Genomic DNA, 12,208 nt, shown 5'->3' on the forward strand with positions numbered 1-12,208 from the left:
CCGGGGTTCCGTCACCCGAAACGGTTTCCGGTCACGCGCGGAACCGGGTGGCATGCGACAGTACGACATCGAGCGCTACCTCAACGTGCGGAACGCGGGCGGTGCCGACCTCGGCCCCGACGGGCGACTGTCCTTCCTCCTCGACACGACCGGGACGGGACAGGTGTGGTCGGTCCGCGAGGCGGAGTCGTGGCCGGAACAGCACACCTTCTTCGAGGAGTCCGTCTCCTTCGTCGACTCCTCGCCGGAGCGGTCGGAGGCCGTCTTCGGCATGGACGAGGGCGGCAACGAGCGCGCGCAGCTGTACCGGCTCGACTACGAGTCGGGCGCGATCACGGAGCTGACGGCGATGCCCGAGGCGAAACACCGGTGGGGCGGGTGGGACTCGACCGGCGACCGGTTCGCGTTCGCGTCGAACCGCCGCGACGAGGCGGTCTTCGACGTGTACGTTCAGGGTCGCGACGAGACCGGCGACGACGCCGAGTTGGTCCACGAGGGCGACGGCTGGCTCTCGGTCGCCGGCTGGTCGCCGAGCGACGACCGCCTGATCGTCCACGAGGCGCACTCCTCGTTCGACCACGACCTCTACACGCTCGATCTGGCGAGCGGCGACCTGACCCACCACACGCCCCACGATGGCGACGTGCGGTACTCCGGCCCCGAGTGGGGACCGGACGGCGACGGCGTCTACCTCGTCACCGACCGCGAGAGCGACACGCTCCGCTTGGAGCGGCTCGACCTGGAGACCGGCGAGTTCGCCGTCGTCGCCGACGGCGGCGAGTGGAACGTCGACGGCGTCGCGATAGACGAGGACTCGCGCCGGGTGGTCTACTCCCGGAACGTCGACGGCTACACCGAACTCACGGTCGGCGAGCTGACGGGTCCCGACCGGGTCGACGAGCTCCCCGAGCCGGACCTCCCGGACGGCGTCGCCGGCGGCGTGAGCTTCGGTCCCGGGGGGGAGCGGTTCGCGGTGACCGCGACGGGCAGCACGCACAACGCGAACGTCTACGTCGTCGACGCGGCCACCGGCGAGACCGAGCGGTGGACGCGCGCCTCGACCGCGGGGATTCCGCGCGACTCGTTCGTCGAGCGCGAACTCGTCCACTACCCCACCTTCGACGGGCGGGACATCCCGGCGTTCTTCTCCGTGCCGGAGACGGAGCCGCCCGAGTCGGGATACCCGGTCGTCGTCGACATCCACGGCGGGCCGGAGTCCCAGCGGCGACCCTCGTTCGCCTCGGTCACGCAGTTCCTGCTGAACAACGGGTACGCCGTCTTCGAGCCGAACGTCCGCGGCTCCTCCGGATATGGGAAGGCGTACTCGGGGCTCGACGACGTGGAGAACCGGATGGACTCGGTGAAGGACGTCCGGGAGGGGGTCGGCTGGCTCCACGACCACCCGGAGGTCGACCCGGACCGCGTCGTCGCGATGGGCGGCTCCTACGGCGGCTTCATGGTGCTCGCGTCGGTGACCGAGTACCCCGACCTGTGGGCCGCGGGCGTCGACATCGTCGGCATCGCGAACTTCGTCACCTTCCTGGAGAACACCGGCGACTGGCGGCGCTCGCTGCGCGAGGCGGAGTACGGCTCGCTCGCCGAGGACCGCGAGTTCCTCGAATCCGTCTCGCCGATCAACAACATCGACCGGATCGAGGCACCCCTCTTCGTCCTCCACGGCGAGAACGACCCGCGGGTGCCCGTTAGCGAGGCCGAACAGATCGTCGAGAAGGCCCGCGAGCAGGGCGTCCCCGTCCGGAAGCTGATCTTCGACGACGAGGGACACGGCTTCTCGAAGCTGGAGAACCGGATCGAGGCGTACCGGGGGATCGTCGACTTCCTCGCCGAACACGTCTGAGTGGAGCGTCGCGGGCGACGTGCGCCCGGTCGATACCGCGGAGCGGTCGGAACTCAGCGTCGGCCGGACCGTCGCCCCTTCCAGAGGGGGTACAGTTCCGCCAGCGCTATCAGCGATATCACCACGCCCGCGATCAACATCAGCGTGTCCGGATCAATGTCACGCATACCCGTGGTACGGTCCTCTGCCTCAAATGGCTTCGTGCGGTTCGCGGGAGATGGACGGCGCGTCGGCGTTTGGGGCGCTCGCGGAGCCCGGAGGATACCGTTCGTAACGGACCCGCCGGGACCCGCCGCCGACACCGGGGTATATGAGACCGGACGCCGTACGCGTGCCATGACCGTGAGATCGGCCCCCACGATGATCGATGACGAGCGCGCGTTCGCGGCGGTCATGATCGCGCTGTCGGTCCTGATATTTCTGCTCGTGTTCCGGAGCGAGCGGTCCGAGTCGGCGTTATCCCGACTGCGCGGTCCGAGTCTCCGCCGTAGGTCTTAGCGGGGAAACACATTTTATCGTCTGGGTCGTTAGGTGAATGTGAGCGATACAACAGAAGAGACGGCGGTCGATGCGGTCGAGGAGGTCAGCAGCGACGGACTCGGCCCCGCGGTGTTCGCATCGGTGGGGTCCGTGGCGCTCGCGCTGTACTTCTACTACGTTCGCGGCGACAAACAGCGCGGGCAGTTCGTCGGCCTGTGGCCGGTCACGATACTCGGCCTCGCCTCGTACTTCAAACTGGAGGAGATCCGGGAGGCGCTCTCCGAGGGCGACGACTGAGAGAGGCCGTCCGCCTCGGGGAACGGTTCGCCGGCGACTACGGTCGGTTCCGTCTCGTCGCGGCCGTTCCGATTCCACGGCCGTCGGGGGCGTCGACCGGGTCCGAACGGTCGCCGAGGTTATACGCGTAGCCGAGAGACACTCTGAAGATGGACGGGTCCGATCCACACAGGCTGTTGCTCGATCAGGCCCAAGACAAGGTTGCCCTCCTCGACGATGACGGGACGTTCACGTACGTGAACGAGGCGTCCGAGCGGATCCTCGGTTTCTCCCCCGAGGAACTCGTCGGCGAGAACGCGTTCGAGTACATTCATCAGGACGACCGGGAGGCGGTCAGCAGCGCGTTCCGCGAGGCGCTCTCCGCCGAGGAGTTCTCCGAGATAACCGTCGAGTACCGCCACCGGGCCGCCGACGGCTCGTGGGTGTGGCTGGAGAGCCGCATGTCGAACCTCACCGACGACGCGCTCGACGGGTACGTCGTCAGCTCGCGGGACATCAGCGACCGCGTCCGGGCCGAGCGCGAGCGCGAGGAGACGGCGGCGCACCTCGGCGAGATCTCGTCGGTCTCCAGCGACGTGCTCTGGATGTTCAACGCCGACTGGTCGGAGCTCCTCTTCGTGAACCCCTCGTACGAGGAGATCTACGGAACGTCGGTCGCCGAGCTGCGGGGCGACCCGAGCGCGTTCCTCGACGCGATCCACCCCGACGACGTCCCCGCAGTGAGGGAGGCGATGGAACGGCTCTCCGAGGGGACCCCGGTCGACGTCGAGCACCGGGTGAACCCCGACGAGGATTACAACCGCTGGGTGTGGGTCCAGGGCGAGCCGATCACCGTCGACGGCGAGGTCGCCCGCATCACTGGGTTCACCAGGGACGTCACGGACCGGCGGCGGCGCGAGCGACAGCTGGTCGTGATGGACAACCTGCTCCGGCACAACCTGCGGAACGACCTCAACCTCATCCTCGGCACGGTGGAGACGATGGAGTCGGCGGTCCCGGAGTCGACCGAGCACACGGCGGTGATCCGCCGCGTCGGCGAACAGCTGCTCGCCACCGCCGAGAAGGAGCGCGAGATAATCGAGCTCATCACCGACCACCGGAACGGCGAGCCGATCGCGGTCCACGAGGCGGTAGAGGAGTGCGTCGAGCGCGTCCGCGAGCGGTTCCCGGCGGCGTCGGTCGAGGTCGCGTCGCTCGATCGGGTCGTGGTCGACGGGCGCGCCGAACTGCGGTCGGCGGTGACCGAACTCCTCGAGAACGCGGTCCGACACGCCGACGACGACGCGCCGACCGTGACCGTCGGCCTCCGACGCACCGCAGACGGGGCCGAGATCGTCGTCCGGGACGACCACGCGCCGATCCCGGCCGTCGAGGCGAACGTCCTCACCGGCGACCACGACATGACCGACGTCTACCACAGCAGCGGGCTGGGGTTCTGGCTCGTCTACTGGAGCGTGGAGCTGTCGGGCGGCTCCGTCGCGGTCGAGTCCGGCGACGAGCGGGGCAACGAGATCACGATCCGGCTGCCCGCGAGCGGGGAGTGAGTCGGGCCGCCCCGTCGGAGGCCGCTCGGAGCGACCCGGGGAAATCGCGGACGAGAGCGCTTACCAGTCCGGGCCGAAGTCGGGGTTCAGCTGCCGGTCGGTGCGGCCCAGTTCGTCGATCGCCGCGACGTCCTCGTCGTCGAGTTCGAGGTCGAGGCTCGCGAGGTTGTCGCGGATGTGGTCGATCCCGGTCGCCTTCGGGATGGCGGTGACGCCCTTCGCGCGGAGCCACGCGAGGCTCACCTGCGCCGCGCTGACGCCGTGCTTCTCGGCGATGTCGACGACCTCGGGGTCGTCGAGGATCTCGCCGCGGGCCAGCGGCGAGTAGGCGACGAGTTCGACGCCGTTGTCGTCGGCGTACTCGCGGAGCTCCTCCTGCCGGAGCAGCGGGTGCATCTCCACCTGGTTCGCGAACGGCGTCTCGCCGAGCGCGTCCGTCGCCGCGTCGAGGTGGTGCGGCTCGAAGTTGGAGACTCCGATCCGGTCGATCAGGCCGTCGTCGCGCAGTTCGGCGAACGCCGGCAGCGTCTCCGCCGGCTCGTACTCCCCGGCCGGCCAGTGGACGTAGAGGAGATCGACCGCGTCGACGCCGAGCTTCTCCAGGCTCTCGCGGGTGGAGGAGGCGACGTCTTCGGGCGACAGCTGGTCGATCCACACCTTCGTCGCGAGGAAGATGTCCTCGCGGTCGACGTCGCTCTGCGCGATACCCTTCCCGACGGCCGCCTCGTTGCCGTAGATCTGGGCGGTGTCGACGTGGCGGTAGCCGGCGTCGAGCGCGTTCGCCACCGATTCGGTACACTGCGCCGGGTCGTCGTTCTCCCACGTGCCGAGGCCGAAGACGGGCATCCCGTTGCGGGTCGGCGTCGCGGGCTGCTGCTGTTGGTCTGTCATCGGCCCCGTCTACTCGGGTGAGCCGAAAACAGTTTGCGGTAGGGGCGGACGCGACCGCGTCGCGGGCGGCGGCCGCGGGACGCGCCGCCGGAGTCAGTCGAAGGCGTCGGCGACCGCGAACAGGTACCCGACGACCGCGACGTCGAGCGCGAGCCCGCCGATCGGTGCCCGGAGGCCGCCGCCGGTGCCGACCGCGAACAGCAGTTCGGCCGCCGACACCGCAGCGCCGAACCCGAAGAACAGCACCGAAAGTCCCAGCCCGTGCGCTCGGAACAGGACGAGTTCGACGGCGGCCCACCACTTCGCGGCCCCGATCGCGCCGATCGGAACCGCGAGGAGGAGCAGCGCGTCGAGCGTGAACGCCACCGCGGTCAGCAGGTCCGTCAGCCCGCTGAGGAACCCCAGCGCCGCGACGAGCGGCACGCCGGTCGGACGGGCGGGGCCGTCGTCCGCGGCGTCGTCGGGACCGGAACGGTCCGGGTCTCGGTTCGTCGCGTCGTCCTGACCGGACCGGCGCTTCTCGGCCTCGTGGAGGGACATGCGCGGCAGATCGGCCGCCGACGAGAAGTGCCTTCGGGTGGGCGGCCGGGCGCGACCGCGACGAGCGCCGCCCTCAGTCCGACAGCAGCGCCCGCGAGGAGTTCGTCACCACGAGCAGGCTGGACGCGCCCATCGCGACCGCGGCGAAGAGGGGGTTGAGCAGGCCGGTCGCCGCGAGCGGGATGGCGACCGCGTTGTAACAGAACGCCCAGCCGATGTTCCCCTTCACGCGCCGGCCGGCCGCGCGCGCGAGTTCGAAGACGGTCGCCACGGAGCCGAGGTCGTCGTCGACGATGGCCACGTCGGCGGCGTCGGCCGCCATCGCGGTGCCGCCGCCGAGCGCGACGCCGAGGTCGGCCGCGGCCAGCGCCGGCGCGTCGTTGGTCCCGTCGCCGACCATCACCGTGACGCCGCGCGCCTTCAGCCGCTCGACCGTCTCGGCTTTCCCCTCCGGGGGCACGCCGGCGAACACCGACGAGACGGCGTCGTGGTCGGCGAAGACCGTCGCGGCGCGCTCGTCGTCGCCGGTGAGGACGATCACCTCGACGCCCGACTCGTCGAGCGCCGTCACCGTCTCCTCCCACCCCTCGCGCAGTTTGTCACCGACGACGACGAACCCCTCGGCCGCGCCGTCGCGGCCGACCGCGACCGGGACGCGCCCCACGTCGCGCGCGCCGTCGACGGCCTCGCGGACCGCGTCGGGGACGGTCCACCCGCGCTCGTCGAAGAGGTCCGGGTGGCCGACGACCACCTCGACCCCGTCGACGACGCCGGAGACGCCGCGGGCGTGGCTCTCGAAGGACTCGACGGTCGGGCCGGGGGCGGACCCCTCGCCCGGCGCGTCCGTGGCCGCCGCGCCGCCGTCCGCGACCGCCGGGGTCGCGCCGTCGCTCGGCGTCTCGCCCGGACCGCCGTCGACCGCGTCGGCCGCGTCCCGCGCCGCGGCGATGGCCTGTCCGACCGGGTGCGCGGACCGCGATTCGAGCGCGGCCGCGAGCCGGAGGAGGTCGTCGTCCACCTCGCGGGCGGTCAGGCGCATCTCGCCGGTCGTCAGCGTCCCCGTCTTGTCGAAGACGACGGTGTCGGCCTCGCGGATCCGCTCGAAGACGGTGTCGTCGAAGACGACGATGTTGCGTTCGAGGGCGTCGCGGATCCCGGCGGCGACCGCGAGCGGCGTCGCAAGTCCGAGCGCGCACGGACACGAGACGATGAGCACCGTGAGCCCGACGAGCATCGCGTCGGTCCCGCTCCCGCCGAGCGCGAGCGACGCGGCGGCGGCGACGGCCGCGATGACGAGGACGGCGGGGACGAACACCGTCGCGAGCCGGTCCGCGAGCTTCTGGACGCCGTGGTTCCCGCTCTGGAGGTCGTAGACGAGCTCCGCGACGCGGTCGAGGCTGGAGGTCGCGTCCGGGCCGACCGCGACCGTGAGCGACCCGTCGGTCACGACGGAGCCGCCGACGACCGCGTCGCCGTCGACCTTCCGGACCGGGAGCGACTCGCCGGTGACGACCGACTCGTCGACCGCGGCGTCGCCGTCCACCGCCTCGCCGTCGACCGGGATCCGCTCGCCGGCGCGCACGAGGAGGCGGTCGCCCGGTTCGAGCGCGTCGACGGCGACCGATTCCGTCTCCCCGTTCCCGGTCATCCGGCGGGCGTCGTCGACCTGGACCGCGGTGACCTCGGAGAGCAGCGCCGTCGCGCGGTCCTTCACCGAGTCCTCGTAGTGGTTGCCGACCGTGACGATCACGACGATCGCGACGGTCACGTCGTAGTAGATCGAGGGCGACTCGACGAAGATCACCGCGAGCGTGCTGTAGAGGTACGCGCTCACCGCCGCGATGGCGACGAGGAGGTCCATGTTCGGCGAGCGCGTCTTGGCGCTGACGTACGCGCCGCGCAGGATCGGCTTCCCGGTGAAAAACAGGACGATGGTCGTCAGCACGGCGATGACGATGAAGAAGTACGTGCCCGAGGTCGACGCCAACGCCTCGTCGAGGTACGAGAGGGTCCGCTCGTTGTAGAAGGGGAACGCGAAGTACGTCGGGTAGATGAGGACGATGTACTGCAGCATGACCGCCATCCCGACGATGACGCCCGCCGCGAGCCGCGCGGTCGCCATGTTGCTCGCCTGCCGGCGCGAGAAGGCGTCGTCGCGGGCGTACGCGCTGTACCCCAGCCCGCTCACCGTCTCCGAGAGGTCGTCGACGGAGACCGCGTCCGGGTCGTGGTCGACGCGCACCGTGTCGGTGACGTAGCTCGCGCTCGCGGCGCTGACGCCGTCGGCGTCGGTCGCCACCGTCTCGATGAACGCCTCGCAGGTGGCGCAGTGCATTCCGTCCACTTCGAGGAACGTCGCCTCGTGGCCGTCCGGCACGTCGCGGTCGCCGTCGCCCGCGTCGTTCGGGCCGGCGACGTCTCCCCCGTCCGCGTCGCCCGCGGCGTCCCCTCGCTCCCGTCGGCGCTCGCGGACCGCGTCGGCGTCCACGTCGACGTCGCCGAGGGCGGCGTACACGTCGCGGCAGCCGGCACAGCAGAACTCGTTGCCGTCCTCGTCCGTCACGTCGGCCCCCTCGGTCGGCAGTTCACAGAGGGTACAGGCACCGGAGTCGTCGGCCGGTCCCGCGGCGGGGGCGCTCCCACTCATCTCACATCCCCCCCGCGCCGGCCACGTCGAGCGGGTTCCAGAACGGGAGCCGCGGGTGTGGCACGTGAACGCCGACAGCCATCAGCCCGTGCGCGAACAGGACGTAGCCGAGCGCGACGAACGCGGCCCCGAGCAGCCGGTGGATCCGACGGCGGGAGGCGGGGTCGACGCTCTCGATCAGCGTGCCGTACGCGAAGACGGCGGGGATCGTCCCCAGCCCGAGCGCGCCGAGCGCGACGCCGCCCGCGACCGCGGAGCCGCTCGCGAACGCGTACAGGTACGCCGGGTAGAGGATCGGGCAGGGGAGGAGTCCGTGGACCGCGCCGAGCGCGACGATCCCCGGTCCGTTCGCGAGTCGGTCGACGCGGCCCGCGAGCCAGCCGGTGACGCGTTCGAGCCCGGGGAGGTGGACCCCGCCGGTCGCGCCCCCGAGGAGGTAGCGAACGCCGACGAGGATCACGGCCGCGCCGACGAGGAGGCCGACCCCGCCGCGGACGGCCTCGGCAGCGCCCGTCAGGGTCGCGGTGGTGACGAGGACCGCGCCGCCGAGCGCGCCGAGGAGGGTCCCGATCGTCGCGTAGCTCGCGGCGCGCCCGAGGTTGAACAAGGCGTGCTGGCGGACCTCGTAGGTGGTCAGGTGTCCCTCGCGACCGGTCGCCGCGCCCGTACCGCGGGCGGCGTCCGCCTCGCCGCCGTCGGTCCGACCGGCGTCGGCGTCCATCCGGCTCGCGTAGACGGTAACGAGCGGCCCGCACATCCCGATACAGTGCGCGCCGCCGAGCAGCCCGATCGCGGCGAACAGCAGCACGTCGGTTCCGAGGAGCGGCGAGAGGGACATCGAGGCGGCTCACTCCTCCACGATCACGGTCCCGTACATGCCGCCCTCGCGGTGGGGGATACAGACGTACTCGTACGTGCCGGGGACGGTGAAGGTGTGCTCGAAGCGGTCGCCGCTCTCCAGGATGCCGCCGAAGTCGGACTGCCACCCCGACAGCGCGGACTCGTAGTCGTCGAACCCGCCCGAGGCGAAGAACTCGGCGGCGTCCGGGATCCCGCCCGGAGTCGCGGTGACGGTGTGGGCCCGGGCGCTCGTGTTCTCCCAGACGACGGTCTCGCCGACGGAGACCGTTATCTCCCGCGGCTCGTACGCGCTGGCGAGCATGCCGACGTCGTGGTCGGGCTCGCCGCCGACGCCCGCGCAGCCGGCGAGCCCAACGGTCGTCGCCGCGCTCCCGACGGCACCGGCCCGCCGAAGGAACCGTCTGCGGTACATACCCCACCTCGGGGCTTGGACGGTTTCAATATCGCGGTCGGCCCCGTCGCGTGAGAAGGGGATGTGCCGTCGCCGGCCGACCGCGCCCGACCTCACCCGCCGACGAGGTCCTCGAAGACGCGCCGCTGCGCCGCCGCGAGGTGCTCCGAGAAGGTGGCGCGGGCGATGCCGATGGCGTCCGCGACCTCCGTCGCGCTCGCCCCGCGGGGGTGTTCGAAGTAGCCGAGCCGCTGGGCGGTCCGGATCACCTCGCGCTGTCGCTCCGTGAGCCGTCCGCGGTCGACGACGACCGGATCCGACCGGGTGTCGGCCCCGCCGGAGCTGGTGAGCCGTTCGAGCCGCACCGACCCGCCGGTCGCCTCCAGCGCGTCGATCACCTCGCCGAGCGGGTCGGCCGCCGGCAGCGACAGCCCCAGTCTGACGCGGTCGGGTGCCGTCCGGACCGTGACCGACGAGACCGGGTAGCCGAGCGCCTCGACGGCGTCGGCGGGGAACGGACCCGCCGCGCCGCTCCGACAGCGGTACACGAGTTCGTCGCCCCCGTCGAAGACGAGCTCCGCGTCGACCCGGCGGTCGGCGCGGAACTGCGAGACGACCCCGCCGTCGACGCGGACGCGGGCGACGTCCTCGGCGACTGCCCCCGGCGGCAGCGCCTCCGCGACCGGGGCCGGCGTCGGGTCCCGGACCACGACCTCGACGCGCACCCCGGCGTCGCCGCACGCCGCCGCGGTCGACGACGCGTCCGAAGCGCTTCGGCTCGAATCCGCCTCCGGGCGGCCGTCACCGGCGGCGTCGACCGGTCCGGCGTCTCCGGACTCCGGGTTCGTCGATCCGGCGTCCGGGGACCCGGCGTCGGGCGCGCTCGAACCGGCGACGCCGTCGGAGCCCGCAGAGCCGGTCGAGCCGGAGCCGACGGCGCTGGCGGGCGTGGAGTCAGACGACTGCGACCGCCGTCCCATACCTCGATCGTGCGGTCCAACAGGGAAAAAAAGCGAGCCGAACGAGTACGTCTCGGGGGCGGTCGGCGATCGGTCTCATAAAATCCCGACGAGAGTTGGCAACGACTCACACGGGACGAGCCCGTAACGCACACATGAGCGACGATACACTTCGTGGGCAGTCGGTGGGGGTCGTCGGCGGCGGCATCGGGGGGCTCTCGGCGGCCGCGTACCTCGCGGCCGCCGGCGCGGAGGTGACGGTGTACGAGCGCGCCGAGCGCGTCGGCGGGGTGGCCGGGCGGCTCGAAGTCGACGGGTTCCGGTTCGACACCGGACCGTCGTGGTACCTGCTGCCGGAGCTGTTCGAGCGGTTCTTCGATGACTTCGGCCGGTCGCCGGCGGAGTTCTACGAGTTAGAGCGACTCGACCCGCACTACCGCGTGTTCTGGGACGACGGCGACCGCGCCGACGTGCCCGCCGACCCGGCGGCGGCGGCCGACCTGTTCGAGTCGTACGAGGCGGGGGCGGGCGACGCCTTCCAGGAGTACCTCGACGACGCGGAGCGGGCGTACGACGCCGGGATGAAGCGGTTCGTACTCCCCGGCCGGTCGCGGTTCCGCGACTACCTCTCGCTCGATGTCGTCGCCGGCGGGCGGGAGCTGGACCTGCTCTCCAGCCTCGACGAGCGGGTGCGCTCGTACGTCGACCACCCGAAGCTGCGACAGCTGCTGGAGTACACGCTCGTGTTCCTCGGGGGGTCGCCGCACAACACGCCGGCGCTGTACCAGCTGATGAGCCACGTCGACTACGGCCTGGGCGTCTACTACCCGCAGGGCGGGATGTACGAGGTCGTCGAGGCGGTCGAAACGGTCGCGCACGACGCCGGGGCGGACGTTCACACGGGGGTCTCGGTGACGGGACTGGAGCCGCTCGACGACGGCGTCGGCGTCGAACTCGGCGGGGACCGATACGTCCACGACCGGGTGGTCTGTAACGCGCCGCCGGCGCACGTCGAGCGCGAACTGCTCCCAGAGGGGACGGTGCCGCGGCTCGGCGACTACTGGGAGCGGCGGACCTACGGCCCCGCGGCGCACCTGCTGTACCTCGGCGTCGAGGGGGAGCTACCGGAACTGGAACACCATACCCTCGCGCTCCCGACGGACTGGGACCCGCACTTCGAGGCGATATTCGACGACCCCGCGTGGCCGACCGATGACACCGAGCCGGTGGTGTACGTGAACGTGCCGTCGCGGACGGACCCGTCGGTCGCGCCCGACGGCCACGAGGCGGTCGTGACGCTCGTCCCGCTCGCGCCGGGGCTCGACGACACGCCCGAGCGGCGGCGGGCGCTCCGGGACCGCGTCTTGGAGGCGGTGGCGTCGCGGACCGGCGTCGACCTCCGCGACCGGATCGTCGTCGAGGAGTCGGCGTGCGTCTCCGAGTTCGCGGACCGGTTCGACCAGCCCGGCGGGAGCGCGCTCGGCCTCGCGCACACCATGCGACAGACCGGACCGCTCCGACCGGGACCGCGCGTCCGGGGGACGGACCGGCTCTACTACGTCGGCGGGAGCGCCAATCCGGGGATCGGCGTGCCCATGTGTCTGCTCGGCGGCGAACACTGCGCGGACGCGGTCGCGGCCGACGTCGCCGGCGGGCCGCTCGACCGCCTCCCGCTGGTCGGGCGGTGAGAAGGGAAACGATCGTCCACTCTTTCTCCGAGAAAACGGATTATTTCGAATA

The 12,208-nt window shown here is 71.6% G+C and carries 11 protein-coding genes; 5 read left to right on the forward strand and 6 right to left on the reverse strand.

Going from position 1 to position 12,208, the window contains the following annotated elements:
- Positions 1 to 52 precede the first annotated feature (52 nt).
- The 4 genes from NAF06_RS02535 to NAF06_RS02550 all read left to right on the forward strand — a co-directional run bounded on the left by NAF06_RS02535 (position 53) and on the right by NAF06_RS02550 (position 4,179).
- On the forward strand, positions 53 to 1,858 hold the full coding sequence (locus tag NAF06_RS02535; protein WP_008581769.1) for a S9 family peptidase: 1,806 nt from the start codon (positions 53 to 55) through the stop codon (positions 1,856 to 1,858).
- A 336-nt stretch (positions 1,859 to 2,194) separates the two neighbouring features.
- A complete protein-coding gene (locus NAF06_RS02540) occupies positions 2,195 to 2,356 on the forward strand; it encodes a hypothetical protein (protein WP_160162864.1) in 162 nt (53 codons plus the stop codon).
- Between the two features lie 39 nt (positions 2,357 to 2,395).
- Positions 2,396 to 2,635, forward strand: coding sequence for a hypothetical protein (locus tag NAF06_RS02545; protein WP_008581771.1), 240 nt, complete (start codon positions 2,396 to 2,398; stop codon positions 2,633 to 2,635).
- Positions 2,636 to 2,784: 149 nt separating this feature from the next.
- Positions 2,785 to 4,179, forward strand: a complete 1,395-nt coding sequence (locus tag NAF06_RS02550; RefSeq protein ID WP_008581772.1) for a PAS domain-containing sensor histidine kinase — start codon at positions 2,785 to 2,787, stop codon at positions 4,177 to 4,179.
- 60 nt (positions 4,180 to 4,239) lie between these two features.
- Here the strand turns inward: NAF06_RS02550 and NAF06_RS02555 are convergent, their stop codons facing one another.
- From NAF06_RS02555 to NAF06_RS02580, 6 genes are all read right to left on the reverse strand, one after another.
- Entirely contained in the window at positions 4,240 to 5,025 is a 786-nt protein-coding gene (locus tag NAF06_RS02555; protein WP_008581773.1) for an aldo/keto reductase, read from the reverse strand.
- Positions 5,026 to 5,163: 138 nt separating this feature from the next.
- Positions 5,164 to 5,610 (reverse strand): hypothetical protein, encoded by a 447-nt coding sequence (locus NAF06_RS02560; RefSeq protein WP_008581774.1) that lies wholly within the window; start codon positions 5,608 to 5,610, stop codon positions 5,164 to 5,166.
- Positions 5,611 to 5,683: 73 nt separating this feature from the next.
- Complete coding sequence (locus NAF06_RS02565) at positions 5,684 to 8,257, reverse strand: heavy metal translocating P-type ATPase (protein WP_008581775.1); 2,574 nt, start codon at positions 8,255 to 8,257, stop codon at positions 5,684 to 5,686.
- 1 nt (position 8,258) lies between these two features.
- Positions 8,259 to 9,095, reverse strand: a complete 837-nt coding sequence (locus NAF06_RS02570) for a sulfite exporter TauE/SafE family protein (RefSeq protein WP_008581776.1) — start codon at positions 9,093 to 9,095, stop codon at positions 8,259 to 8,261.
- A 9-nt stretch (positions 9,096 to 9,104) separates the two neighbouring features.
- Positions 9,105 to 9,530, reverse strand: a complete 426-nt coding sequence (locus NAF06_RS02575) for a plastocyanin/azurin family copper-binding protein (protein WP_008581777.1) — start codon at positions 9,528 to 9,530, stop codon at positions 9,105 to 9,107.
- A gap of 92 nt (positions 9,531 to 9,622) precedes the next feature.
- Entirely contained in the window at positions 9,623 to 10,489 is an 867-nt protein-coding gene (locus NAF06_RS02580) for a helix-turn-helix domain-containing protein (protein WP_008581778.1), read from the reverse strand.
- 134 nt (positions 10,490 to 10,623) lie between these two features.
- On the opposite strand from NAF06_RS02580, the gene NAF06_RS02585 reads away from it, so the two are divergent.
- Positions 10,624 to 12,156: a phytoene desaturase family protein gene (locus tag NAF06_RS02585; protein WP_049908597.1), complete on the forward strand. Its 1,533-nt coding sequence runs from the start codon at positions 10,624 to 10,626 to the stop codon at positions 12,154 to 12,156.
- Positions 12,157 to 12,208: the final 52 nt, after the last annotated feature.

It is taken from the genome of Halorubrum hochsteinianum, assembly GCF_023702125.1.
GTDB lineage: Archaea > Halobacteriota > Halobacteria > Halobacteriales > Haloferacaceae > Halorubrum > Halorubrum hochsteinianum.

Coding starts and splice junctions, on each gene's coding strand:
- NAF06_RS02570 (WP_008581776.1), bottom strand. CDS start 9,095: ATGTCCCTCTCGCCGCTCCTCGGAACCGACGTGCTGCTGTTCGCCGCG.
- NAF06_RS02585 (WP_049908597.1), top strand. CDS start 10,624: ATGAGCGACGATACACTTCGTGGGCAGTCGGTGGGGGTCGTCGGCGGC.
- NAF06_RS02575 (WP_008581777.1), bottom strand. CDS start 9,530: ATGTACCGCAGACGGTTCCTTCGGCGGGCCGGTGCCGTCGGGAGCGCG.
- NAF06_RS02535 (WP_008581769.1), top strand. CDS start 53: ATGCGACAGTACGACATCGAGCGCTACCTCAACGTGCGGAACGCGGGC.
- NAF06_RS02565 (WP_008581775.1), bottom strand. CDS start 8,257: ATGAGTGGGAGCGCCCCCGCCGCGGGACCGGCCGACGACTCCGGTGCC.
- NAF06_RS02550 (WP_008581772.1), top strand. CDS start 2,785: ATGGACGGGTCCGATCCACACAGGCTGTTGCTCGATCAGGCCCAAGAC.
- NAF06_RS02555 (WP_008581773.1), bottom strand. CDS start 5,025: ATGCCCGTCTTCGGCCTCGGCACGTGGGAGAACGACGACCCGGCGCAG.
- NAF06_RS02560 (WP_008581774.1), bottom strand. CDS start 5,610: ATGTCCCTCCACGAGGCCGAGAAGCGCCGGTCCGGTCAGGACGACGCG.
- NAF06_RS02540 (WP_160162864.1), top strand. CDS start 2,195: ATGACCGTGAGATCGGCCCCCACGATGATCGATGACGAGCGCGCGTTC.
- NAF06_RS02580 (WP_008581778.1), bottom strand. CDS start 10,489: ATGGGACGGCGGTCGCAGTCGTCTGACTCCACGCCCGCCAGCGCCGTC.